25 protein-coding genes are annotated in these 23,056 nt (G+C 69.4%); 12 read left to right on the top strand and 13 right to left on the bottom strand.

All coding sequences use genetic code 11. The features are described from left to right. The first annotated feature begins 59 nt into the window (after positions 1–59). Positions 60–1,073, top strand: coding sequence for an ABC transporter ATP-binding protein (locus KV102_RS08810; protein ID WP_308290277.1), 1,014 nt, complete (start codon positions 60–62; stop codon positions 1,071–1,073). Beyond that, a complete protein-coding gene (locus KV102_RS08805) occupies positions 1,070–1,879 on the top strand; it encodes an ABC transporter permease (RefSeq protein WP_220343224.1) in 810 nt (269 codons plus the stop codon). The genes KV102_RS08810 and KV102_RS08805 overlap by 4 nt, the downstream gene beginning before the upstream one ends. Positions 1,880–1,973: 94 nt before the next feature. Here the strand turns inward: KV102_RS08805 and purB are convergent, their stop codons facing one another. Beyond that, complete coding sequence (gene purB / locus KV102_RS08800; RefSeq protein ID WP_220345951.1) at positions 1,974–3,395, bottom strand: adenylosuccinate lyase; 1,422 nt, start codon at positions 3,393–3,395, stop codon at positions 1,974–1,976. A gap of 108 nt (positions 3,396–3,503) precedes the next feature. On the opposite strand from purB, the gene KV102_RS08795 reads away from it, so the two are divergent. After that, the gene (locus tag KV102_RS08795; RefSeq protein ID WP_220343222.1) at positions 3,504–3,980 is read left to right on the top strand and encodes a hypothetical protein; all 477 of its coding nucleotides are present in this window, start codon (positions 3,504–3,506) and stop codon (positions 3,978–3,980) included. Continuing rightward, entirely contained in the window at positions 3,977–4,264 is a 288-nt protein-coding gene (locus KV102_RS08790) for a transcriptional regulator (protein WP_301021503.1), read from the top strand. The genes KV102_RS08795 and KV102_RS08790 overlap by 4 nt, the downstream gene beginning before the upstream one ends. A gap of 13 nt (positions 4,265–4,277) precedes the next feature. Here the strand turns inward: KV102_RS08790 and KV102_RS08785 are convergent, their stop codons facing one another. From KV102_RS08785 to KV102_RS08775, 3 genes are read right to left on the bottom strand one after another with little or no spacing between them, the layout of a single operon-like run. Next, complete coding sequence (locus KV102_RS08785; RefSeq protein ID WP_220343221.1) at positions 4,278–4,715, bottom strand: nitroreductase family deazaflavin-dependent oxidoreductase; 438 nt, start codon at positions 4,713–4,715, stop codon at positions 4,278–4,280. Positions 4,716–4,761: 46 nt separating this feature from the next. Then, on the bottom strand, positions 4,762–6,024 hold the full coding sequence (gene purD / locus KV102_RS08780) for a phosphoribosylamine--glycine ligase (protein ID WP_220343220.1): 1,263 nt from the start codon (positions 6,022–6,024) through the stop codon (positions 4,762–4,764). 48 nt (positions 6,025–6,072) lie between these two features. Continuing rightward, a complete protein-coding gene (locus KV102_RS08775; RefSeq protein ID WP_220343219.1) occupies positions 6,073–7,356 on the bottom strand; it encodes an adenylosuccinate synthase in 1,284 nt (427 codons plus the stop codon). A gap of 114 nt (positions 7,357–7,470) precedes the next feature. Here KV102_RS08775 and KV102_RS08770 point away from each other — a divergent pair, with 114 nt between their 5' ends. Continuing rightward, positions 7,471–8,382, top strand: coding sequence for a diacylglycerol kinase family protein (locus KV102_RS08770; protein ID WP_220343218.1), 912 nt, complete (start codon positions 7,471–7,473; stop codon positions 8,380–8,382). Positions 8,383–8,511: 129 nt separating this feature from the next. On the opposite strand, the gene KV102_RS08765 is transcribed toward KV102_RS08770, so the two are convergent. The 4 genes from KV102_RS08765 to KV102_RS08750 form a co-directional block, all read right to left on the bottom strand. Continuing rightward, a complete protein-coding gene (locus KV102_RS08765; protein ID WP_220345950.1) occupies positions 8,512–8,928 on the bottom strand; it encodes a DUF3151 domain-containing protein in 417 nt (138 codons plus the stop codon). Between the two features lie 41 nt (positions 8,929–8,969). Continuing rightward, on the bottom strand, positions 8,970–9,992 hold the full coding sequence (gene fbaA / locus KV102_RS08760) for a class II fructose-bisphosphate aldolase (protein ID WP_220343216.1): 1,023 nt from the start codon (positions 9,990–9,992) through the stop codon (positions 8,970–8,972). A gap of 79 nt (positions 9,993–10,071) precedes the next feature. Further along, entirely contained in the window at positions 10,072–11,433 is a 1,362-nt protein-coding gene (locus KV102_RS08755) for an FAD-dependent oxidoreductase (protein WP_220345949.1), read from the bottom strand. Positions 11,434–11,481: 48 nt separating this feature from the next. Then, positions 11,482–12,111, bottom strand: coding sequence for a TrmH family RNA methyltransferase (locus tag KV102_RS08750; protein WP_308290276.1), 630 nt, complete (start codon positions 12,109–12,111; stop codon positions 11,482–11,484). An 86-nt stretch (positions 12,112–12,197) separates the two neighbouring features. On the opposite strand from KV102_RS08750, the gene KV102_RS08745 reads away from it, so the two are divergent. Then, on the top strand, positions 12,198–13,238 hold the full coding sequence (locus KV102_RS08745) for a glycerophosphodiester phosphodiesterase (protein ID WP_220343213.1): 1,041 nt from the start codon (positions 12,198–12,200) through the stop codon (positions 13,236–13,238). On the opposite strand, the gene pyrE is transcribed toward KV102_RS08745, so the two are convergent. Both pyrE and KV102_RS08735 read right to left on the bottom strand, forming a co-directional pair. Then, positions 13,199–13,738 (bottom strand): orotate phosphoribosyltransferase, encoded by a 540-nt coding sequence (gene pyrE / locus KV102_RS08740; RefSeq protein ID WP_220345947.1) that lies wholly within the window; start codon positions 13,736–13,738, stop codon positions 13,199–13,201. The two genes, KV102_RS08745 and pyrE, sit on opposite strands and share 40 nt — an antisense overlap. Beyond that, complete coding sequence (locus KV102_RS08735) at positions 13,735–14,430, bottom strand: class E sortase (RefSeq protein WP_308289454.1); 696 nt, start codon at positions 14,428–14,430, stop codon at positions 13,735–13,737. The genes pyrE and KV102_RS08735 overlap by 4 nt, the downstream gene beginning before the upstream one ends. Positions 14,431–14,486: 56 nt before the next feature. Between KV102_RS08735 and KV102_RS08730 the strand changes: the two genes are divergently transcribed. The 3 genes from KV102_RS08730 to KV102_RS08720 all read left to right on the top strand — a co-directional run bounded on the left by KV102_RS08730 (position 14,487) and on the right by KV102_RS08720 (position 17,329). After that, a complete protein-coding gene (locus KV102_RS08730) occupies positions 14,487–15,653 on the top strand; it encodes a pyridoxal phosphate-dependent aminotransferase (protein ID WP_220345946.1) in 1,167 nt (388 codons plus the stop codon). Then, positions 15,650–16,159 carry a hypothetical protein gene (locus KV102_RS08725; protein ID WP_220345945.1) on the top strand — a complete coding sequence of 170 codons (510 nt, stop codon included), beginning with the start codon at positions 15,650–15,652 and terminating at the stop codon, positions 16,157–16,159. The genes KV102_RS08730 and KV102_RS08725 overlap by 4 nt, the downstream gene beginning before the upstream one ends. A gap of 522 nt (positions 16,160–16,681) precedes the next feature. Beyond that, complete coding sequence (locus KV102_RS08720) at positions 16,682–17,329, top strand: LysE family translocator (RefSeq protein WP_220345944.1); 648 nt, start codon at positions 16,682–16,684, stop codon at positions 17,327–17,329. Positions 17,330–18,455: 1,126 nt separating this feature from the next. Here KV102_RS08720 and KV102_RS08715 read toward each other — a convergent pair. From KV102_RS08715 to KV102_RS08705, 3 genes are all read right to left on the bottom strand, one after another. Then, positions 18,456–19,136, bottom strand: coding sequence for a hypothetical protein (locus KV102_RS08715; RefSeq protein WP_220345943.1), 681 nt, complete (start codon positions 19,134–19,136; stop codon positions 18,456–18,458). A gap of 64 nt (positions 19,137–19,200) precedes the next feature. After that, complete coding sequence (locus KV102_RS08710) at positions 19,201–20,472, bottom strand: MFS transporter (RefSeq protein ID WP_220345942.1); 1,272 nt, start codon at positions 20,470–20,472, stop codon at positions 19,201–19,203. Continuing rightward, positions 20,469–21,068 (bottom strand): winged helix-turn-helix domain-containing protein, encoded by a 600-nt coding sequence (locus KV102_RS08705; RefSeq protein ID WP_220345941.1) that lies wholly within the window; start codon positions 21,066–21,068, stop codon positions 20,469–20,471. Before KV102_RS08705 ends, KV102_RS08710 begins: the two co-directional genes overlap by 4 nt. 66 nt (positions 21,069–21,134) lie before the next feature. On the opposite strand from KV102_RS08705, the gene KV102_RS08700 reads away from it, so the two are divergent. Genes KV102_RS08700 through KV102_RS08690 form a run of 3 tightly spaced genes read left to right on the top strand, consistent with a single transcriptional unit; the run spans position 21,135 to position 23,043 of the window. Further along, positions 21,135–21,584, top strand: a complete 450-nt coding sequence (locus KV102_RS08700; protein WP_220345940.1) for a lactococcin 972 family bacteriocin — start codon at positions 21,135–21,137, stop codon at positions 21,582–21,584. A gap of 14 nt (positions 21,585–21,598) precedes the next feature. After that, positions 21,599–22,231 carry a hypothetical protein gene (locus tag KV102_RS08695; protein ID WP_220345939.1) on the top strand — a complete coding sequence of 211 codons (633 nt, stop codon included), beginning with the start codon at positions 21,599–21,601 and terminating at the stop codon, positions 22,229–22,231. Beyond that, positions 22,228–23,043 (top strand): inositol monophosphatase family protein, encoded by an 816-nt coding sequence (locus KV102_RS08690; RefSeq protein WP_308290275.1) that lies wholly within the window; start codon positions 22,228–22,230, stop codon positions 23,041–23,043. The genes KV102_RS08695 and KV102_RS08690 overlap by 4 nt, the downstream gene beginning before the upstream one ends. The last annotated feature ends 13 nt before the right edge of the window (positions 23,044–23,056 follow it).

The following is a 23,056-nucleotide window of genomic DNA, read 5'->3' as shown; positions in this document are numbered from 1 at the left end:
CTCAGCCTAGAGGCTGAATCAGGACAAAACCTGTCCGGAAGCCACGAGACGGTAGGTCCATGGACACGATGATCGACACCCGGGGACTCACCAAGGAGTTCCGTTCCGGCAAGAAGACCGTCACCGCGGTCAAGGACCTCGACCTCCACATCGCCGACGGCGAGATGGTCGCGCTGCTCGGACCGAACGGCGCGGGCAAGTCGACGACGCTTCGGATGCTGACCACGTTGCTCGCACCGACGTCCGGCTCGGCCCGCGTGGCCGGGCTCGACGTGACGACGGACCAGCACGCCGTCCGCCGTGCGATCGGCTACATCGGCCAGGGCAACAGCGCCGGCCACTCGCAGCGCGTGATCGACGAGCTCGTCGTCAGCGGCAGGGCGTACGGGATGTCGCGGGGCGAGGCGCGCAGCCGCGCCGGCGAGCTGCTCGAGTCACTGGCCCTGAGCGAGCAGGCGACAAGGAAGGTCATGACACTGTCAGGCGGACAGCGGCGCAGGCTCGACATCGCGATGGGCCTCATCCACTCGCCCGGACTCCTGTTCCTCGACGAGCCGTCGACCGGGCTCGACCCGCAGAACCGTGCGAACCTCCAGCAGCACGTCGTCGACCTGCGACGCAAGCACGGGGCGACGGTCGTCCTCACGACGCACTACCTCGACGAGGCTGACGCCCTGGCCGAGCGGATCGTCGTGATCGACCACGGGCAGGTCGTCGCGGACGACACGCCCGACTCTCTCAAGGCCGAGCACGCCGGGGACCGGATCGCCATGACGTTCCCCCGCGTGGAGGACGCGGTTCGCGCGTCCGAGCGGGCGGCGGCGGCGTTCCCGGGAGCGCAGCTCGCCCACGACGGCACCGCGGTCGACCTCCAGGTCGCCGGGGGCGCCGGCCACGTCAGCGCGTTGATCACCGACCTCACGGGCGCAGGCATCGCGCCGGCAACCGTCGAGGTGGCGCGACCGACGCTCGACGACGTGTTCCTCGCCCTCACCGGCCGCAGCCTGCGCGAGGGCCGCACCGACCTCCGTACCGACCCGATCACCCAGACCACCGAGGAGGTGGCGGCATGACCGCCCTCGACACCCACCCCCGTACGACGTCCGCCCCGGCGGCGACCAGCCGGCCGACCAGCCAGCTCCACAACATCGGGCTCGTCTTCGGCCGCGAGCTGCGTCCCGTCGCCCACGACCCGTTCTCGATCGTCTTCGGGATCATCCAGCCGCTGTTCTTCCTCGGGCTGTTCACACCGCTGCTCGTGGCCTCGTCGGGGCAGTCGACGGCCGACACCCTCCAGTGGTTCGTGCCGGGCGTGATCGTGATGCTGGCGTTGTTCGGCACCTCCACGACCGGCTCCAACCTTCAGGTCGAGATGCAGACCGGTTCGCACGAGCGCACTCTCGTCAGCCCGCTGTCCCGCTCGTCGCTCATGATCGGACGCGCCCTGAAGGAGATCGTCCCGACGATCGTGCAGGCGCTGGTCATCGTCGGCGTCGCGGTGCCGTTCGGTTTCCGTCCCGACGTCGCCGGACTCGTCGTCGGGCTCGCGGTGCTGTCGGTGTTCTGCGTCGGGCTCGGCGCGCTGTCGTACGCGTTGGCGCTCGCGGTCAAGGAGAACCAGTGGGCGTTCTGGGGCGTCCAGCAGACACTGCTGTTCCCGCTGATGCTGCTCGCCGGGATCCTGCTCCCGCTCACCGGCGCACCGGGATGGCTCGAGGTCGCCTCCAAGGTCAACCCGTTGACGTACGTCGTCGACGCGGAGCGTGCCCTGATCGCGGGCACCTGGGACGGCGACGCGGTCGCCGGCGCAGTCGCTGCGACGATCACGTGCGCGTTTGGCCTGGTCGTCGGCGCGAAGGCGATGCGCGCCAGCAGCTGACCGCGACGAGAGAATCGGCGAAAGGATGAGGCATCGCGACCACCGGGTGGTCGCGATGCCTCAGCCTTTCGCCTCAGTTCACGTTCGCCGCAGGTCAGAGGATGTCACCGGGGGCGTACGAGGCAGCGTCGGGATAGCGCTCCACGAGCTGCGCCACCTGCGCGACGACCGACTCCACCTGAGGAACGGCCGCGCCGGTGAAGGACAGCGGCTCGGCGACGAGGGCGCGGAGGTCGGACTCGGTGAGTCCGAGCCGGGGGTCCGCGGCGAGCCGGCCGAACAGGTCGTTCACGCTCGCACCCTTCTCCCGCATCTCCAGCGCGACGGCCACCGCGTGCTCCTTGATCGCCTCGTGCGCCACCTCGCGCCCGACGCCGTGCCGGACCGCGGCCATCAGCACCTTGGTGGTCGCGAGGAACGGGAGATAGCGGTCGAGCTCGCGCTGCACCACCGCCGGGAACGCTCCGAACTCGTCGAGCACGGTCAGGAACGTCTCGAACAACCCGTCCGCGGCATAGAACGCATCCGGCAGCGCGACGCGGCGTACGACCGAGTCCGAGACGTCGCCCTCGTTCCACTGGTCACCGGCGAGCTCACCGATCATCGACAGGTAGCCGCGAAGGACCACGGCGAGACCGTTGACCCGCTCGCACGAGCGGGAGTTCATCTTGTGCGGCATCGCCGAGGAGCCGACCTGACCCGGCTTGAACCCCTCGGTGACGAGCTCGTTGCCGGCCATCAGTCGCACGGTGGTGGCGAGGTTCGACGGGCCTGCGACGAGCTGGACGAGGGCGCTGACCGCGTCGAAGTCGAGCGAGCGCGGATAGACCTGCCCGACGCTGGTCAGGACGTTCTCGAAGCCCAGGTGGTCGGCGACCCGCTGCTCGAGGGCGGCCAGCGCGTCGCGGTCGCCGCCGAGGAGGTCGAGCTGGTCCTGGGCGGTGCCGACGGGACCCTTGATCCCCCGCATCGGATAGCGCGCGATCAGCTCCTCGATCCGGCGGGTGCCGACGAGCATCTCGTCGGCGACGGTCGCGAAGCGCTTGCCGAGGGTCGTGGTCTGCGCGGGGACGTTGTGGCTGCGTCCCGCCATCACGAGCGCCTCGTACTCCGCGGCTCGCTCGGCGAGCCGCGCGAGGACGGCCACGGCGCGGTCGCGGACGAGCGCGAGCGATGAGCGGACCTGGAGCTGCTCGACGTTCTCGGTGAGGTCGCGCGAGGTCATGCCCTTGTGGATGTGCTCGTGGCCGGCGAGGGCGTTGAACTCCTCGATCCGCGCCTTGACGTCGTGCCGGGTCACCCGCTCGCGGGCGGCGATCGACGCGAGGTCGACCTGGTCGACGACGGCCTCGTACGCCTCGATCACGCCGTCGGGCGTCTCGATGCCGAGGTCGCGCTGCGCCTCGAGGACCGCGATCCAGAGTCGGCGCTCGAGCACGATCTTGTGCTCGGGCGACCAGAGGCGAACCATCTCGGGCGAGGCGTAGCGCAGGGCAAGCACGTTGGGAGTCGTCACGCCTCCCAGTGTCCCAGGTAGGCCGTGCGAGTCCGAACCGCTCCGAGAGAGACTGCCTCCCTTGCTTTCTAGTTGCACAAGTGGAAAGTAACCTGATAGGTTTCCGATATGGAAAGTGACGACGAGATCCGCGCACAGCTCCGGACCCTCGAGCGCGCCGAGGCCGCGCCCTACACCGACTTCCGACCGACCCCTCGGTGGTTCCTCCCCGCAGCCGCCCTCTGGGGCGGTTCCCTCGCGGCGTTGGTCCGCCTGGGCCGGAGCGACAGCCGGCCCGCCGAGATCGTGGCCGTCGTCGGCATCATCGGGCTCTCGGCACTCCTCGGTGTCTACGTCGCCTGGTACCAGAGCTACCACGGCGCGACGCCCTCGCTGTTCCGCAAGAAGCCGCCCGAGATCCGGCGCGTCATGGGGTTCTATGCCGTGGGTGCGGCGGTCGTACTGGCCCTCAACGCACTCACGGTCGCTGTCGCGCCCTGGTGGGTGTGCGCGGTGGTCGGGTTCGTCACCACAGCCGCCGGCCTTTGGTGGTACGAGCGCGCCTACGTGGCAGCCGCAGCGGCGACCAAGAAGCGTCTCGCGTGAGCCTCGCCGACCTCGACCCCGTCATCCACGCCCCCAAGCGACTGGCGGCGATGGCCGTCCTCACCGCGTCCGACCAGGTGACGTTCCGGTTCCTCGTCGAGCACCTCACGATCGCGGAGTCGGACCTGTCGAAGCAGATGTCCGCGCTCGAGGGGGCCGGCTACATCAAGGTGCACAAGAGTGGGCGCGGGCGAGGCTCAGGGACGTCCTACTCGCTCACCTCGAGCGGACGGTCGGCCTACCGTCGCTACCGTACGGCCCTCCAGGAGCTGCTCGGCGAATGAGCGGGGCGGACCGCTAACGAGCGACGGGCTCGGCCAGCAGGACCGGGATCTCGCGATCGGTCTTGCGCTGGTAGTCCGCGTACGGCGGGTACGCCTCCACCGCCCGCTCCCACCACTGCGCGCGCTCGTCGCCGTGGAGCTCGCGCACCCGCATCGCGTACTTCTCCGTGCCGTCCTGCAGGTCGAGGTCGGGATGCAGCGTCAGCGCGTGGTACCACTGCGGGTGCTGAGGAGCACCGCCCTTCGACGCCACGAGCGCGTACGACCCGTCGTGCTCGACCTTCATCACCGCCGTCTTGTGGACCTTGTGGGACCGGCGGCTCTGGAACGTCATCACGACGATGGGGAGACCCAGCGGCGTTTCCGTGGGCCGTCCCGTCGTCTCCATCTCCTCGACGTGCTTGCGGACACGCGCGGAAGGGCTGGGTTCATACTCTCCGGTGACTGACATCTCCCCAGTCAAGCACCGACCGCGGCCCCTGGCACGGCACCCGAAGTCAGGCTCCGGCGGCCCTCGCGGCGATGTCGCGGCGGGAGAAAGCGCCGTCGATCGTGATCAGGTCGACGGCCTCGTACGCCCGTCGCCGCGCCGCGTCCAGATCGGGGCCGGAGGCGGTGACGGCGAGCACGCGCCCGCCCGCGGTCACCAGCTGCCCGGCGGCGTCCAGCGCCGTACCCGCGTGGATGACGTCGACTCCCTCGAGCGCGTCGGCCTCCTCGACCCCGCGGATCCTGTCGCCCTTGCGCGGCGACACGGGATAGCCCTCGGCGGCCACGACGACCGTGACCGCCGCACCGTCACGCCACCGTGGCGCCGGGACCTCGTCGAGGGTGCCCGTCGCGGCGGCGTGGAGCAGCGGACCGATCGGCGACACGAGCAGTGCCATCAGGGCCTGGGTCTCAGGATCACCGAAGCGCGCGTTGAACTCGACGACCTTCAGTCCGCGAGAGGTCAGCGCCAGTCCTGCGTACAGGAGCCCGGAGAAGGGGGTGCCGCGCCGCGCCATCTCGTCCACCGTGGGCTGGAGGACGCGACGGGTGACCTCGTCCACCAGCCCGGCAGGCGCCCACGGGAGCGGCGTGTAGGCCCCCATGCCCCCGGTGTTGGGGCCGGCGTCGTCGTCGTAGGCGCGCTTGAAGTCCTGCGCCGGCTGGAGCGGCACAACCGTGGCGCCTTCGGCCTCGCTGTAGCCGCACAGCGCGAAGAGCGAGACCTCCGGCCCGTCGAGGTACTCCTCGACGACCACCCGCCCGCACCCGGCCGCGTGCTCGACCGCCTCCTGCCGGTCGTCGGTGACCACGACGCCCTTGCCCGCGGCCAGGCCGTCGTCCTTCACCACGTACGGCGGACCGAACGCGTCCAGCGCCGCGGCGACCTGGTCGGCGTCGGTGCACACGTGCGCGACCGCGGTCGGGACCTCGGCAGCGGCCATCACCTGCTTCGCGAACGCCTTCGATCCCTCGAGCTGCGCAGCCTCCCCCGACGGACCGAACACCGCGATGCCCCGCGCGCGGACGGCGTCGGCGACGCCGGCCACCAACGGAGCCTCCGGGCCGACGACGACGAGGTCCGCGCCGACCGAGACCGCGAGCTCGGCGACCGCCTCGCCGTCCATCGGGTCGACGTCGTGCAGCGTCGCGATCCGCGCGATGCCGGGGTTGCCCGGCGCGGCGTGCACCTCGGCGACCGATGGATCACGGGAGAGTGCGAGGGCGAGGGCGTGCTCACGGCCGCCGGTCCCGATCACGAGGGTCTTCACGGGCCCCCACCCTAGTGGCCGCCGGCCCGGAACCAGGCGGCGCCTGACTCAGATCAGGTCGTGGCAGACGATGGCCTGGTCGCGACCGGGACCGACGCCGATCACCGACATCCGGGCTCCCGAGAGCTCCTCCACACGGCGGACGTACGCCTGCGCGGTGGGCGGAAGGTCCTCGAACGAGCGCGCGCCGGAGATGTCCTCGCTCCAGCCGGGCAGCTCCTCGTACACCGGGACGGCGTGGTGGAAGTCAGTCTGGTTGACCGGCATCTCCTCGTGCCGCACTCCATCGACGTCGTAGGCGACGCACACAGGGATCGTCTCCAGGCCGGTCAGGACGTCGAGCTTGGTGAGGACGAAGTCGGTCACCCCGTTGATGCGCGCCGCGTAACGCGCGATCACCGCGTCGTACCAGCCGCAACGACGCGGGCGTCCCGTCGTCGTGCCGAACTCGGCACCCTGCTCCCGGAGGAACTCGCCGGACTCGTCGAAGAGCTCGGTCGGGAACGGCCCCTCGCCGACACGCGTCGTGTAGGCCTTGACGATCCCGATCACGCGCTCGATCCTGGTCGGCGCGATCCCGGACCCGGTCGCCGCACCGCCGGACGTGGCCGAGGAGGACGTGACGAACGGGTACGTCCCGTGGTCGACGTCGAGCATCGTCGCCTGGCCCGCCTCGAGCAGGACGATCTTGCCGTCGACGATGGCCGAGTCGAGGAGCAGCGTGGTGTCGGCGACGTACGGCGCGAGCCGGTCGGCGTACGAGCGAAGGTCTTCGACAACCTCCTCGACGGTCACGGCGCGACGGTTGTAGACCTTGGTGAGGATCTGGTTCTTGAGCTCGAGCGCGCCCTCGACCTTCTGGGTGAGGATCTTCTCGTCGAAGATGTCCTGGACGCGGATGCCCTGGCGGTTCATCTTGTCGGCGTAGGTGGGGCCGATGCCCCGCCCGGTGGTGCCGATCTTGCGGGAGCCGAGGAATCGCTCGGTGACCTTGTCGAGCACCTTGTTGTATTCGGGGATGACGTGCGCGCTCGCGCTGACCTTGAGCTGCGACGTGTCCACGCCGCGGGCCTCGAGCCCGTCGATCTCCTCGAAGAGGACACCGATGTCCACCACGACGCCGTTGCCGATCACGGGGATGCAGCCGGGGGTGAGGATGCCACTGGGGAGGAGGTGGAGCGCGTACTTCTCGTCGCCGATCACGACCGTGTGCCCGGCGTTGTTGCCACCGTTGAACTTCACGACGTAGTCGACGCGGCTGCCGAGCAGGTCGGTCGCCTTGCCCTTCCCTTCGTCACCCCACTGGGCTCCGACGATCACGACTGCGGGCATGGGAGGCGCACCACCTGACAACATACGACAAGCCCCACGGGAGGGGCTCTTACGGTGGGAGTCTATCGGCCTCGCCCTCGGACGGAGTTTCCCCACGGTGATAGACCTCGTTCCATGACCGCCGCACTGCTGATCGCGAACGCCGACGCCGGGAGTTCCGACGACGAGGTGCTCGAGCGCATCCTGGAGACGCTCCGCCGTTCCTGGACCGTCGAGGTGGCCCGCACCAGCGACGCCGAGGACCTGGCGGAGGCGCTCGTCTCGCACCCCGACGTCGATGTCGTGGTGGTCGCCGGTGGTGACGGGTCGCTCCACGCGACGGTCCAGGGGTTGTGGACGCTCGACCGGCTCTCGACCGCCACGCTGGCGCTGGTCCCGATGGGAACCGGCAACGACTTCGCCCGCACGGTCGGTCTCGACGAGGACCCCGAGAAGGTGGCTCAGGGCCTCCTCGGGGCGACGCCGACTCCGCACGACATCGCCATCGACGACGACGACCACGTGGTCGTCAACGCCGTCCACGTGGGCGTCGGCGCTCAGGCGGGCAAGGACGCCGAGCCCTGGAAGCGACGGCTGGGCCCCGCGGGATACGTGGTCGGCGCACTCAAGGCCGGGCTCCTCGGCTCTCCGGCGCGGCTGAGCGTCGTCGTCGACGGCAGGTCGTTGGTGCGCCATGACGACGTGGTGCAGGTCGCGGTCGGGGTGGGCCGATACGTCGGAGGCGGGGCGCCGCTGCTCCCCGAGGCCGACCCCACGGACGGGATCTTGGACGTGACCGTGTCGCGGGCCAACCCCATGCACCGCCGGATCGCCTACGGCGTGAGGCTCCTGAGGGGCTCGCACACCGACCGCGACGACGTCGTGACCACGCGGGGAAGGTCGGTCACCATCTCGGGCAAGGCGATGTCGTGGAATGCCGACGGGGAGACGGGTGACGGGCTGCGGGAGCGCACCTGGACGGTCGTCCCGGGCGCCTACCGGATGTTGCTCCCAGCCGGGATCAAGCGGGGCGCTGAGACCGACTAGAACTGTCCGAATCAGACATATTGCGGTGTGACCCCTTGAGGGTGACAATGGTCGGGTAGCAGTGGCCGCGACGGAGTCTACCGGGGGATGGCTCTAGTCCGCGGCCACTGTTGCCTCGTCCGGGGTCTCCTACTCCTCGCCGGCGCGCCCGCCGAGCACGAGCACGTCGTACGCCTCCTGGCTCGACTCCCGGAGGAACTCCCGGCACCGGTGGGCCTCGTCGAGGTCGCCGATCCGCTCGGAGGCCTCCGCGAGGTCGGCGAGCGCCCGGAGGAAGCCCTGGTTGCCCGGGTGTCCCCACGGGATGGGGCCGTGGCCCTTCCAGCCGTTGCGTCGCAGCGCGTCCAGGCCCCGGTGGTAGCCGGTGCGCGCGAACGCGTACGCCGTCACGTCCTCGCCGTCGGCGAGGGCCTCCTCCGCACAGAGCGCCCAGGCGAGGCTCGACGACGGGTTGTCGCGGGCCAGCTCCTGGGGGGTTCCGTCGGCGTCGGCCACCGGGTCGGCGGGCAGCAGGGTCTCCGGCGGCTCTCCCAAGAGGTTCGTCATGGGCTCACCGTAGCGCTGCGCCCGCCGCCGGCTCCGGTCGGTCAGGCGATCCTGGTGCCCGTCGACGACAGGTGCTGGCACGCCTCGACGACCCGGGCAGCCATGCCGGCCTCGCCGGCCTTGCCCCAGGCACGCGGGTCGTACTGCTTCTTGCTGCCGACCTCGCCGTCGACCTTGAGGACGCCGTCGTAGTTGCGGAACATGTGGTCGGCCACGGGACGCGTGAACGCGTACTGGGTGTCGGTGTCGATGTTCATCTTGACGACGCCGTACGAGACCGCCTCCGCGATCTCCTCGGCGGTCGAGCCGGAGCCTCCGTGGAAGACGAAGTCGAATGCGCGCTCGATGCCGTACTTCTCCTGGACGGCCTTCTGAGCGGCGTCGAGGACCTCCGGGCGGAGCTTGACGTTGCCGGGCTTGTAGACGCCGTGCACGTTGCCGAACGTCAGGGCAGTGAGGTAGCGGCCCTTCTCGCCGGTGCCGAGCGCCTCGACGGTGGCGAGCGCGTCGGACGGCGTGGTGTAGAGCTTGTCGTCGATCGCGCCGACGACGCCGTCCTCCTCGCCGCCCACGACACCCACCTCGATCTCCAGGATCACGTGGGCTGCGGCGCACGCCGCGAGCAGCTCCTCCGCGATCTGGAGGTTCTCGTCGAGCAGCACCGCCGAGCCGTCCCACATGTGCGACTGGAAGTAGGGAAGGCCGCCCTGCTGGACCCGCTCGGTCGACGCCGCCAGCAGCGGGCGGACGAACCCGTCGAGCTTGTCCTTCGGGCAGTGGTCGGTGTGGAGGGCGACGTTGACGGGATAGTTCTTGGCGACCTCCTGCGCATACGCGGCGAAGGCCAGCGAGCCGGCAACCATGTCCTTGACGGTCGGTCCCGAGAGGTAGTCGGCGCCGCCGGTCGAGATCTGGATGATGCCGTCGCTCTCGGCCTCCGCGAACCCGGCGAGAGCCGCGTTGAGGGTCTGGGACGAGCTGACGTTGATCGCCGGGTAGGCGAACGACTCACGCTTCGCCTTGTCGAGCATCTCGGCGTAGACGTCGGGGGTTGCGACAGGCATGCTGACTCCTCATCGACCAGTGCTGGTTTGCCACACATCAGGCGGTGTGGTCATTATCGCCCACCACCCGCCCGCCGTGTCAGGCCCGTGGCCCGAGCCGGGTGGCTGCCGCGCGCGCGGCCTGCTGGACCGGGTCCCAGACCGACGCGAACGGGGGCGCGTAGCCGAGGTCGGTCATCATCAGCTCGTCAACGGTCATCTCGTTCCACAGCGCGAGCGCGAAGGAGTCGATCCGGAGTGCCGCCCCCTCCCTCCCGACGATCTGGGCGCCGAGGAGCCGGTGGGTGGAGCGCTCGGCGACGACCTTGATCGTCATCGAGCGCGCGTTGGGCATGTATCCCGCACTCGTCGTCGCGTCGATCCGGACGACCAGCGCGTCGAACCCGGCGTCTGCGGCCTCCTGCTCACCCAGGCCCGTCCGCGCGATCTCCAGCGTCACGACCTTGGTCATCGCCGTCCCGAGCACACCGGGGAAGGCGACGTCGACGCCGGCCAGGTTGCGTCCGACGACCCACCCCTGCTTGTTGGCATGGGTGCCGAGGGGGACGTACGCCGCGCGGCCGCTGACCCGGTTGCGGGTCTCGACGCAGTCACCGGCCGCCCAGACGTGGCGTTCGGCGTCGACGCGGCCCCGCGGGTCGACCGGGAGAGCGCCCTTGATCCCTGTCGGGAGCCCAGCCCCGGCCGCGAGCTCGGTGCGCGCGCGCACGCCGGCGCCGAGGATCACGAGGTCGGTCGGGATCGCACCCTGGTCGGTGACGACGGCGCGCACCCGCCCCTCGGCGTCGTCCTCGAAGCCGGTCACGGTGACGGAGGTGCGTACGTCGATCCCGTCGGCGCGCATCTCCGCGGCGATGAGCTCGCCCAGGTCGTCGTCGATCGTCGGCATCGGTGTCGGGTGCTTGCCGACGACCACCGTCTCCAGGCCGCGGCGCATGCATGCCTCGGCCATCTCCACCCCGATGTAGCCCGCCCCGACGATGACGACGTGCTTGGGGTCGGTCTCGAGCGCGTCGAGCACCCGGCGCCCGTCGGTCAGGGTCTGGACCCCGTGGATCCCTCGCGACTCGACGCCGGGCACGTCGGGACGGATCGGCTCCGCGCCGGTGGCGATCAGGAGCTCGTCGTAGCCGAAGGACTGCGTGCCGTCCGGCGTGAGGGCGACGACCTTGCCGGCATCGAGGTCGAGCTCGGTGACCGTCGAGCCGGTGCGCACATCGATGCCGTTGGCGCGGTGCTCCTCGGGGGTTCGGGCCACCAGGTCGCCGGCCGTCGCGACGTCGCCGGCCACCCAGTAGGGGATGCCGCACGCCGAGTACGACGTCCACCGCTGCCGCTCGAGGACGAGCACGTCGATCGCGTCGCCGAGCGCGCGCTTTGCGGTGGACGCCGCGGACATGCCCGCAGCGTCCCCTCCGACCACGACCAGTCTGCGGGGCATGGGCCCGAGCCTAGGACCCGTCGAGGACGCCCGCCGACGCCCGAGCGGTCAATCGCCGATCTCGGCGTGCTGGAGGATCCAGGCGTGCATCGCGACCGCGGCAGCCGCGCCGACGTTGATGGAGCGCGTCGAGCCGAACTGCGAGATGGCGAGGACAGCCTCGGCAGCGGCGAGAAGGTCCGGCGACAGCCCCGGCCCCTCCTGGCCGAACACCAGCGCGCACTCCCGTGGCAGCAGCGCCCGCTCGATGGGCCGCGATCCCTCCACGTTGTCGATCGCGACCAGCGGCACGCCCGCACCCTGCGACCACGCGACCAGGTCGTCGACGTCGGGGTGGTGGCGTACGTGCTGGTAGCGATCGGTGACCATCGCGCCGCGCCGGTTCCACCGCCTCCGCCCGACCACATGCACCTCTGCGGCCCCGAAGGCGTTGGCCGTCCGCACGATCGAGCCGATGTTGTGGTCGTGCTGCCAGTTCTCGACGACGACATGGAACGGGTGCCGGCGGGTGTCCAGGTCGGCGACGATCGCCTCCACCGTCCAGTAGCGGTAGCCGTCGACCACGTTGCGCCGGTCGCCCTCGCGCAGCAGGTCAGGGTCGAGCCGCGGGTCGTCGGGCCACGGGCCTTCCCAGGGCCCCACGCCGACCACCGGTGCCTGCTCGTCCTCCGGGTCCACGCGCCGAGCGTACGGTGTCACGCCGCCGACGTCGTACGGCGCGGCTCTCCTGCGAGGCTTGACCCGACCGCCTACGATCGGCCGGGATGCCCGACGTACCCACGCCGATCGTCATCGCACACCGCGGTGCCTGCGGATATCGGCCGGAGCACACCCTCGCCGCCTACCGGCTGGCCGTGGGGCTCGGCGCCGACGCCATCGAGCCCGATCTCGTCAGCACGTCCGACGGTGTCCTCGTCGCTCGGCACGAGAACGAGATCGGCGGCACCACCGACGTGTCGGAGCATCCGGAGTTCGCGGCGCGCAGGACGACGAAGGTGGTCGACGCCCGCCGGGTGACCGGGTGGTTCACGGAGGACTTCACCCTCGACGAGCTCAAGACGCTGCGGGCCAAGGAGCGGATCTCGCACCTGCGCCCGGGCTGCACTGCCTACGACGGCTGGTACGAGGTGCCGACCCTCGACGAGATCCTCGACCTCGCGGAAGTCGCCGCCACCCAGTACGGGCGACGCGTCGATGTCTACCCCGAGCTCAAGAGCTCGACGTACTTCCGCGATCGCGGTCTGCCGCTCGAGGAGCCGTTGCTCCGGACGCTGAGGGAGCGCGGCCTCGACGACCCGCCGTCAGGGCTGCTGGTCCAGTCGCTCGAGGTGTCCAACCTGAAGGCTCTCGCCGCCGGGTCACAGCTCTGCCTGCTCCAGCTGGTCCTGCCCAACGGGGCGCCGTACGACCGCAGCCAGGCCGGTGACCCGCTGACGTACGCCGACATGGTCACCCCTGAAGGCCTCGGCGCCGTCGCCGAGTACGCGCAGGTCCTCGGAGTCCCGAAGGACCTGCTCTTGCCCCGCTCCGCCGACGGGTCGCGGGGCGTCCCGAGCACGCTGACGGCGCAGGCGCACGCGGCCGGGCTGCAGGTGTACGCGTGGACGGTGCGGCAGGAGAACGCGTTCCTCGCGTGCGACCTGCGCAGCAGCGATCTCGAGCAGGAGGGCGGCGACGTGGGCGCGGAGCTGGCCGCGCTCTTCGACCTGGGCGTCGACGGCGTGTTCGCCGACCAGCCGGACGTCGCCGTCGCGGCCCGGGAGGCCTACAGGCCCAGGTCGCTCTTGGACACCGCGAAGCGGTAGCCGAGCCCTTCGCCGCGGACCCGATCGGCGGCGTCGGTCTCCCGGTCGACGATGACCGCGACGGCGACCACCTCAGCACCGGCCTCCCGCAGGGCCTGGACCGCTGTGAGAACCGAGCCACCGGTGGTCGAGGTGTCCTCGACCGCCACCACGCGACGCCCGGCGACGTCCGGCCCCTCGATCCGCCGCTGGAGGCCGTGCGCCTTCTCGGCCTTTCGCACGACGAACGCGTCGAGGGCCCGGCCCTGCGCGGCGGCCTGGTGCAGCATCGCCGCCGCCACCGGGTCGGCCCCCATCGTCAGCCCTCCGACGGCGTCGTAGTCGAGGTCGTCGAGGAGGTCGAGCATGACGCGCCCCACCAGCGGCGCCGCCTCGTGGTCGAGGGTGACCCGCCGGAGGTCGACGTAGTAGTCGGCCTCCTTGCCGGAGGACAGTGTCACCGTGCCGTGGATGACGGCCTTGTCCTTGATCTGGTCGATGAGGGCGTCGCGATCGCTCATGGCGTCAGCGTATCGGCGGGCTGCTTCTCCACCGACGAGACCAGCTCCCCGAAGACGACCGACCGCTTGTCGGTGTGGAACAGCTCGGAGCAGGTCACCATCGTGAGGAGCCGCTCGGTCGGCTTCGAACCCGGACGTTCAGGCACCGGGTCGAGGACCCAGCTCTCCGAGAAGTCGAGCTCGCGGTCGGTCCCGTCGTCGCGCAGCCGGTAGGTGAAGATGTGCGTCCGCGTCTCGATCTCGACCTTGTCGCCCTTCCTCAGCTCGAGGAAGTCGCGGAACGGCTCACCGTGGGTGACCCGGTGCCCGGCGATCGCGACGTTGCCGATCTCTCCCGGGCGCGCCGAGTCGGGGAACCATCCGACGCCCCGAGCCAGCGAGCGGTCGTCCACGCCCCTCACGATGGGCACCTCGTCGTCGCCGAAGCGCGGGACCCGCAGGAGGCCGATCGCGCGCCCCGGGATGTCCGCCTCCTCGGCGTCCGGAGACGCCCACGACTTGACGAGGTCGTCGCGGATCTCGGCCTGCTGCTGCTTGGAGACGATGTTGGTCCCGAAGTACTGCCATCCGACGTAGCCCAGCATGCCGACGCCGACGAGCACCAGCACGACCCCCAACGCGGTCAGCGCCCGCCCCAGCGGCGTACGGCGCCGGCTCGGGCGTCGCGGTGGCGACACGGTCGCGGTTGACACCCGTCCAGTCTCGCACCGGGAGACCGACGGCACCGTCGACACCTAGAGTCAGGGCGATGAAGACCAGCAGCATGCGCGTCGCCGGCCTCGGGACCACGATCTTCGCCGAGATGTCGGCGCTCGCCGTACGCACCGGAGCGGTGAACCTCGGGCAGGGGTTCCCCGACACCGACGGCCCGCAGGACGTGATCGACGTGGCGGTCGAGGCGATGCGGTCAGGGGCGAACCAGTACGCGCCCGGGATCGGCGTCCCGGCGCTCCGGCAGGCGGTCGCCGACCACCAGCACCGCTGGTACGGGATCGAGCTCGACCCGAACACCGAGGTCGCCGCGACCACCGGCGCCACGGAGGCGATCGCCGCGGCGATCCTCGGTCTGGTCGATCCCGGCGACGAGGTCGTCGTCCTGGAGCCGTACTACGACTCCTACGTGGCGGTGCTCGAGTTCGCCGGCGGCGTGCGCAGGCCGGTGACGCTGCGTGCGCCGGACTTCCGCCTGGACCTCGACGCGCTGAGGGCGGCGGTCGGACCGAGGACCACGATGATGCTGATCAACAGCCCGCACAACCCCACCGGGATGGTGCTGAACCCCGAGGAGCGCGAGGCGATCCGCGACCTTGCCGTCGAGCACGACCTCGTCGTGGTGACCGACGAGGTGTACGAGCACCTCGTCTTCGACGGCCATGCGCACGTGCCCCTCGCGACCCTCCCCGGGATGCGAGAGAGGACGCTCACCATCTCCAGCGGCGGAAAGTCGTTCTCGTTCACCGGCTGGAAGGTGGGCTGGTTGAGCGGTCCGCCCGAGCTCGTCCGCGCGGCCGTGGGCGCCAAGCAGTTCCTCACCTACACCTCCGGCGCTCCGCTCCAGCCGGCGATCGCTCACGCGCTCGGGCACGACGCGGCGTACTTCGAGGGATTCGCCGCGACGCTGCAGGCGCGTCGCGACCAGCTCTGCGCGGGCCTCAACGAGGTCGGCTTCACCACGTACGTGCCCGAGGGCACGTACTTCGCGACGACCGACATCCGACCCCTCGGCTATGAGGACGGCATCGAGTTCTGCCGAGCGCTGCCGGAGATCGCGGGGGTCGTCGCCGTCCCGACGCAGGTGTTCTACGACGACGAGGATGCCGGGCGACCGCTCGTACGCTGGGCGTTCTGCAAGCAGGAGCCGGTGATCGCGGAGGCCCTGCGGCGCCTGCGCGTGCTGTCGGGCTCCCGGCAGTGAGCGGAGTCGCGGTCCCGGGGGCCATCGCGCGCCGAGCAAGCCTGGTCTCGCTGTGTTCGGCCGCCGTACTCCTCTGCGCGGGCTGCTCATCGAGCGATGACGGGCCTACCGCACGCGACGTCCAGCTCTCCGGCGTCGAAGAAATCGCGTGCTCTCGATACATCTTCGAGGGCGTCCTGACCGAGGTGGGCGCTACTAACAAGGACCACCTCGCGCCGATGACGTTCACCGTGACGAGATGGCTCAAACCCCGCACCAACCAGACGGCAACCGTCACCGTGCTCGCCACCGCTCCCGAGTATCTCGGATTCAAACTCGAGGGCACCATCTTCGTGAACAGCTACCTACGCGACGACGTCGCTGCGGGGATCCTTCCTGTGTCCCAGATGTCCGCAGCTGGGCGCCGACAGCGAGATGTCGAAGTCGCCAAATCTGAGGACATCTCCTGTCCAGCTGTCTGGCTCAACGCTGATTTCGACAAGATCGAGTGGCGCGACGACTGGTGACCCGCGACCACGAGCGACAGCGTCATTCACCTTCGGGAGCTCGCGGGCGGCAGTTCGCCGGTCCTACACGCCGGGCCACCGACTCCGAGAGCGGCGCCGTCTGGCGTTCTACCCGACGTCAACGAGTCCTTCGACGGCGTCGTCCAAGGCAGCAGGGGCGCGGCCCGGGTCGAGGACGGCATCAAGTTCTGCCGACCGCTGCCAGAGACCGCCAGAGTTCAGTGGGCCGCTGCTACCAGCGGCATCCCGAAAGCGGTCTACGGGAAGTTTCGGGTCGATTGGTTTCGGTCCAGCGTTCTGGGACCGCCGGCCCGAGCGTGTCGTCGACATCGAGGAGGCCGGCGCTCATCGTTCAGAAACGATCAGTTTCGGCCCGTTGTGGATTCCTACAAGAGGAGGAAACCCCGGCACACCCGCCCAAGAAGGGGGCGCGCTGTCGCCTGCGGCAGCGAGTGGGAGATTTGGTGGAGTTCGGCATCGAGGGGGATGCTCACCGCAACCCTCCTCACGAAAGAAGCTTGCATGGTCTCGCTGTCCGCCGCCGTCGGTATCGCGCTCATCGAGCTCGGGCTCGCCCTCACCCCGGGGCCGAACATGATGTATCTCGTCTCCCGCAGCATCAGTCAGGGATGGCGCGCCGGAATGATGTCACTGTCCGGGACGGCCGTGGGGTTCGTCGTGTACATGGCGATGGCAAACCTCGGGTTGGCGGCAGTGTTTCTCGTCGTCCCGTGGTTGTTCATCGCCCTGAAGGTCGCGGGTGCCGTCTACCTTCTCTGGCTCGCCTACAAGACGCTCCGCCCGGGCGGGAAATCGCTGTTCGAAACCAACGATCTTCCGCGGGACTCGTTCGGCAAGCTTTTTCGCATGGGGCTCCTGACGAACCTCCTCAACCCGAAGGTCGCGATCCTCTACCTCGCCCTTATCCCGCAGTTCATCGACCCCGCAGCCGGCAGCATCGTGGCCCAAGGATTTCAGCTCGGCGCGATCCAGATCCTCGTCGGCGTTGCCGTGAACGGCGCGATCATCCTCGCCGCCGGATCAGTCGCCACGTTCCTACAACGCAAGCCGGCCTGGATGCGGTGGCAGAAGTGGGTCACTGGCACGCTCCTCGGTGCAATCGGCGTGAAGCTCGCGATCGACGCCCCCGCCCCCGCCGTCGCGTCATAGCCGACAGGAGCACTTCGCGTCGCGTTGCCCGAAACTCAGCCGCACCGAAAATCAGGACCGAAACTCCGAGGACCCATAACTGGTTTCGTGACGCTCGAACTCCTGCCGGAGACTTTGGAACGTGTCGGTTACGCTCTTCGAAGCCCTGAGCATGAGGGTGCCGGGCAGACCGCGAGCCAGATTCGGCGATGTCGCGCGCTGGCGCACCCGCAGTGAAGAACTCGCGACGCTCACCGCTCGCCGAACCAGTCCGGCTGGCCAAGCGAGTGATCGCGCTCAACGAGGAGCTCGCGACCAACCACGCCCAGATGATCGACCGTCGTACGCGACAGCAAGGCTGCCGAACTTCTGGACAAGACCAGCATCGGCCCGGTCACCATCGCGGACGTCGACGCCTCCTGGTCACACGCTTGGCGGACCGTTCCGAAGCACCCTTCGCCGCCCTCGCCAGGCGTCAATCCGATGTCCCGCCTCGTCCGAGATCACCACGCGCGACCGGCTCAATCGCCGCGGTGACCGGAGGTTAAACCAGCCCTGCACATGGCCGCCGTCACTCGCATGACGACGACCCCGGCACCCAGGCCTATGCCGAGCGGCGCCGCACAGAGGGGCGCACCACCAAATAGATCCGACCGTGCCTCAAGCCCTACCTCGCCCGCCAGTTCTACCGGACGCTCGAAAGACTCCGCGCCGAGCCCGGCCCCTGCCCCTGGACGCGACATAGAAGAGTCCACTGCCCCAACTCCGCCATCGGCGGCCGGCAACCAGTCACCCGACTGACCAACCTCCCCGGACATCACATCTAGGGGAAGTTGGAGGAAGGTTCCAAGCGGTCCGCGTAATAGACCTCGTACTGAGGCCAAAGAGCTTCTTGGAGATCGGCCGCTAGCCGAAACCCGGCCACACGGAACTGACGCCAGACTTCAGGGTCGTCCCATTCCCACATCGGTCCTTGGTCCATGAACGTCTCGACCCAGCGCAGCAGCCTCTTCCTGAGATCAGGCGGCAGGTCGAGGGTCGCGGGGTCCAGTTCGTGAAGGAGTCGGCCAACCTTGAGATGAAGGACACTCTCGTCAGTCGAGGGCCATACCCAAACTTGTGGCCTTACGAGTCCCATGCTCCCTTCCTAACGTCCTGTGTCATAGCGGACTGTCCCGCCACGATTGATGATTTCTGCCTTGCATTTGCCCTTTCCACCAACGCCACTACCCGGGAAAGCGGTCATGATCCTCATCCCGGTCTTGCCGAGGTACACGTAGGTTCGCATTTTCGCGACCAAGGTGTCGCCGTAGTAAAGGTAGAACTTTCGCTGATAGCAAAAGCGCCTCGGAGTGGGGTCGCCCGCAACGTCAGGATCTCGAAGCGTCCAGTTGATTGTCCAGCCAGCCAGATCTCTCCAGTTCCGGGAGATCCACTGAGATTTCAGCGCAAAGTCACGCGTGTGTCGTTGCTTGATGTGGCGGTACCCAAAGGTCAACTCTCCTCCCGGCACAGAGTCGTAGCGTCCACAGTAGAGACGTCCGATCGACCCCACCATGCGCGAGTGGATCCGGATTCGGACGTAGTCTCGAGCGTGCTTGTAGCGGCTATCGGAGACCCCGCACGCGCGCCAGCCCGCGTAAGGGATGTCCTCGTCAGTGGGGGCCGTCCCAGCCGCGCCGACAGTTCCACCGGTTGTCCCGCTTGATGGGTCCCAGGTGCCAGTTTCGCCTTCAGGGATCGTGACAGCTTCGGCGACACCATCCGCTACCTCGTCATCTAGCGGGTCGCCGCCGGCGTCTTCGGCGTCCACGGGTGTGGCGTCCACTGATGAGCTACGACCGTTAGAGAACTCACGCTCGATCGGCTGCTGAAGAACATGCTGCTGTTCGTCAAGACCCGGGGGCGGCCGACCCGTCCCGAACCACTGCCGAATCCGCGCGGGCGCTGTCCGACAGCACCGTTGGCCTGAGCCTCAGCGCCAAGGCACCGGCCACCAGGTAGAGCACGCCCTGTACTTGCAGGGCGACGGTCAATCCCATCCCCGTGCCGACGAGCCCGCCCGCGAGCATCCCCACCGCCTGGACCCCGGTCAGGGCAGCGAAGAAGGTGCTGACCACCCGTCCTCGTGCGGCTTCCGGCGCGTGGGTCTGGACGATCGTCAGCAGCCCGGTCATGGCCGCCAGCCCCGGCGCGCCGACGACGATGAACAGGGCGACGTACACCCCGAAGGACGTCGTGACGTGCGGCAGGTTCCACACCGCGAGCGACAGCACGCCGAACATGGCGAGCGATCCCGCGACGAGGTGGTGCGCGCGCACCCTGCGCACGACGAGGGCGAGCAGCAGTCCACCGGCCAAGGCTCCGACGGCCTGTATCCCACGCAGGATGCCCACCTCGGACTCGGCGCCGTTCAGGTCACGGATCACGAACAGCACGAAGAGGATGACGAAGCCGCCCTGGGCGAGAGCCATGCATCCGGCGACGCCCATCAACCGGCGCAGCACCGGCGCCTGCACCACCAGGCGAAGGCCGTCGAACAGCTCACGCAAGGCGTGGTCACCGTGGTTGGTGCCTGGCGTCGGGTCGGAGCCCACGCGACGCCGGGTGCCGAACAGGACGGCCGACAGCACGAACGCGGCGCCGGCGGCCACCAGCACGGTCCCGATGCCGCCGAGCCCGAGGGCGAGCCCGCCCAGCGGTCCTCCGACCAGGCGGGCGAGGTTGGAGGCCACCCCGAGCGTCTGGTTGACGGCCATCAGGTCCTCGGCCGGCGCCAGGGCCGCTGCCGTCGTCGCTCGACACGGCTCGATGATCGTGCCGAGCACGGACTGCGCGGCGACCACCAGATACACCACCCCCAGCTCGTCCGCCGAGGTCACCGCCAGGAGCGGACTCAGGATCGCCGCCTGGAGGAGCGCGACCACGGCCATCAACCGCCATCGGTCCACCCGGTCGATCAGGACGCCGGCGAGCGGCCCGGCAACCACGCTCGGGACCATCTGCAGCACGAAGACCGTCGAGGTGACCAGCGGCGAGCCGGTGAGCTCGAGCACGAACAACGGGAAAGCGACGAGGAGCATCCAGTCGCCGACCTCGGAGATCAGGCCACCCGCGGCGAGCCGGAGCAGGTCCGGCCGCCCGAGCACCGCCCGGGTCGTCACCGGTCGAGGAACAGGTCGGTCTCGAGGAACGCTCGGAGGGTCACGTGGACGACCTCACTGTTCGCAGGCGCGTCCTTCCGGATCGGCCGGACATAGGGGCGAACCAGCGCATCGACCGCCTCCAGGAGCTTCTCCAGCTCGGCGGGCGTGAGGTCGAGCGCGTACTCGTTGGCGCCCGACACCTCGGTCCAGTCCTCGGGAAGCTCGTCCTGGCGAGCCAGGTAGCGGCCGTAGGCCCGGTCGACGTGCTCCGCCGCCACCACCGCGAGCGCGGTCAGGGCGACCCTCTCGGCCGGCTCGTCGCCCCCCGAGAGGTCGAAGCCCGCCGCCGTCGCCTGCCACAGCTTCGCGCGTCCGTCAGAGTGCGCCAGGTCGGACGGTTCGACGAGACCCACCTTGGCGAGCTCGCGCAGATGCCACGAGCAGTTCGAGGGGCTCTCGCCCACGACCTTCGCGCACTGGCTGGCCGTCCGGGGGCCGGCCGCGAGCAGATGGCTGAGGATCGCGAACCGGGCTGGTACGGCGAGCGCGGCCAGCGCGGCGCTCGCAACGACTCGGCGTGGAGGTAGTCCGCCGGCGGCCACTTCTGAAGTCATCACTTCACATTAGGCCGTGCCGCTCTCGACAGCAAGCCGTCACTTCACGACCGCTACTCTCCGGCAATGAAGAAGACATTGACGATGGCAATGGCAATGGCGTCGCTCTTCACTCTTGCGGGGGCGGCAGCGTTGGGCGCTGGCCCCGCCGCTGCGGCCGAGCAGAGCCGTACGACCGGCATCCAGGTCATCTCCCAGGGTGAAACGGCCACCGGCGGATGGGTTCAGTTCACCGGCACGGGAGAGGTCGTCGTCGACGGCGAAACCTCTGAAGGCACGATCGGCGCGCGGGCCATCGTCACGGTGGGTGGCGGAACCTGGTCGTACGGAGCGACGCTCGACGCGGGCGGCAAGAAGGTCTGCCGATCGCACTACCTGCACCCCTCCGTCGGCCACGGCGCGACGGCGAAGATGAACGGCAAGACACGCTCCGCCTGGGCCCCCGCCGGCGGACTCGCTGCGGCCGGCTACGCCGAGTACACAACCGCGACCTGTTATGCGTCGTGGTCGAAGTAGCGAGCAGTCGAATCATGCGACGCCGTTTCGACCTCACCCATCCGTCCGTCCTGTTGCTCGCCGGTCTCGGATTCGGAGTTGCCACCTCAGCCGCCAACCACGGCGAAACGCCGCTGGCCGTACACCTGTCAAAACTCCTCGGAAATGACTGGGCCTGGCTCACGGCGGGACTCCTCAGCGCCTTGCCGGCACGCACCTGGACGACCGCGATGCGGCGATGCCTGGCCTTCCTGTTGCCTGCGGTCCTCGGCTACTACGTGTCCGACCTCGCCGCCGGAACGTACGCGGGTGGCGACATGGGCGTCGTCACCGACGTGACCGCCTACCTCGTGATCGGGTCCATCACCGCTGCAGGTCTCAGCCTCATCGTCGTCACCATCCACAAGGGCGGAATACGAGGCCTGCTGGCCTCCCTCGCCGTACCCACCTACATCGCCCACAAGGCATTCACCACCCGCCCCTTGGTCCCGCACGACCCAGCGATGCAGCGCGTCTGCGGAGTCGTCGGATACACCGCGGTCGCCACGCTCCTCCTCATCGTCCTCTGGAGCGTGTGGCGATCAACCCGAGCCGGTGCCGGCGATGTCGGCCGTCATGACCCGGCTGGCCCTCGCCAGGGTCGTGAGTCCGGGACCATCATCCCGTGACCCGACTGTCGAATGACGTCGACGTTGCCCTGGCCGCCGCTGAAGCCGGGGCGGCTGTGGTCCGCTCGGCCAACGGGGGATCGTTGGTCAAGCATGCGAAGACACCCACCGACTTCGCGACAGACACCGACCTCGACGCCGAACGCGCGATTCTCGAGGTGATCACCGCCGCTCGACCCGCGGATGCTGTGGAGGGCGAGGAGTCAGGCGGCGGCGGTGTCCTGGATTCCAGACGTCGTTGGCTGGTCGACCCGCTGTGCGGCACGCTCAACTTCGCGGCCGAGACCCCGTTGGTTGCCGTGAACGTTGCGCTGATTCACGACTCGCGGACCTTGGTGGGTGTCTCGGTTGACCCCATCGCCGGCGAGGTGTTCTGGACAGACGGAGAGCAGGCGGCTCTCAGGCGGGGCGGTGTCGACGTCCCGCTCCTCCCGTCGCCTGAGTCGCGCCTGGTCGACGTCAACTGCGACGGCCCGCTCGACCGACCGTTCCTCGTTGCGCAGGTCATCGTCGACCCGGCCTTCCGCTCAGCGTTCGGACCGCGGGTCATGTCGACAACGCTCGCCGTGGCGTGGGTGGCGGCTGGTCGCCGTGCGGCGTACATCAGCGACGGCCACTTCGTCGGTAACGTCCACTTCGCCGCGGGCATCGAGCTGTGCCGCACCGCTGGTTGCATCGTGACCGACCTCCACGGTGGACCGTTGGAGACCGGCCGGGGCCTGATCGCGGCCGCTGACGCTGACACCCATCAGCAGATCGTCAGCGTCGTTGCGCCCCACCTCGCGGCGACAGAGCAGGCCCAACGGCCCTGACGGCCCACGGGAA

This window comes from Mumia sp. zg.B53, from assembly GCF_019550935.1.
GTDB lineage: Bacteria > Actinomycetota > Actinomycetes > Propionibacteriales > Nocardioidaceae > Mumia.
This window is presented reverse-complemented; position numbering and strand designations above follow the sequence as displayed.

Coding starts and splice junctions, on each gene's coding strand:
- KV102_RS08810 (WP_308290277.1), top strand. CDS start 60: ATGGACACGATGATCGACACCCGGGGACTCACCAAGGAGTTCCGTTCC.
- KV102_RS08805 (WP_220343224.1), top strand. CDS start 1,070: ATGACCGCCCTCGACACCCACCCCCGTACGACGTCCGCCCCGGCGGCG.
- KV102_RS08795 (WP_220343222.1), top strand. CDS start 3,504: ATGGAAAGTGACGACGAGATCCGCGCACAGCTCCGGACCCTCGAGCGC.
- KV102_RS08785 (WP_220343221.1), bottom strand. CDS start 4,715: ATGTCAGTCACCGGAGAGTATGAACCCAGCCCTTCCGCGCGTGTCCGC.
- KV102_RS08775 (WP_220343219.1), bottom strand. CDS start 7,356: ATGCCCGCAGTCGTGATCGTCGGAGCCCAGTGGGGTGACGAAGGGAAG.
- KV102_RS08770 (WP_220343218.1), top strand. CDS start 7,471: ATGACCGCCGCACTGCTGATCGCGAACGCCGACGCCGGGAGTTCCGAC.
- KV102_RS08765 (WP_220345950.1), bottom strand. CDS start 8,928: ATGACGAACCTCTTGGGAGAGCCGCCGGAGACCCTGCTGCCCGCCGAC.
- fbaA (WP_220343216.1), bottom strand. CDS start 9,992: ATGCCTGTCGCAACCCCCGACGTCTACGCCGAGATGCTCGACAAGGCG.
- KV102_RS08755 (WP_220345949.1), bottom strand. CDS start 11,433: ATGCCCCGCAGACTGGTCGTGGTCGGAGGGGACGCTGCGGGCATGTCC.
- KV102_RS08745 (WP_220343213.1), top strand. CDS start 12,198: ATGCCCGACGTACCCACGCCGATCGTCATCGCACACCGCGGTGCCTGC.
- pyrE (WP_220345947.1), bottom strand. CDS start 13,738: ATGAGCGATCGCGACGCCCTCATCGACCAGATCAAGGACAAGGCCGTC.
- KV102_RS08730 (WP_220345946.1), top strand. CDS start 14,487: ATGAAGACCAGCAGCATGCGCGTCGCCGGCCTCGGGACCACGATCTTC.
- KV102_RS08720 (WP_220345944.1), top strand. CDS start 16,682: ATGGTCTCGCTGTCCGCCGCCGTCGGTATCGCGCTCATCGAGCTCGGG.
- KV102_RS08705 (WP_220345941.1), bottom strand. CDS start 21,068: ATGACTTCAGAAGTGGCCGCCGGCGGACTACCTCCACGCCGAGTCGTT.
- KV102_RS08700 (WP_220345940.1), top strand. CDS start 21,135: ATGAAGAAGACATTGACGATGGCAATGGCAATGGCGTCGCTCTTCACT.
- KV102_RS08695 (WP_220345939.1), top strand. CDS start 21,599: ATGCGACGCCGTTTCGACCTCACCCATCCGTCCGTCCTGTTGCTCGCC.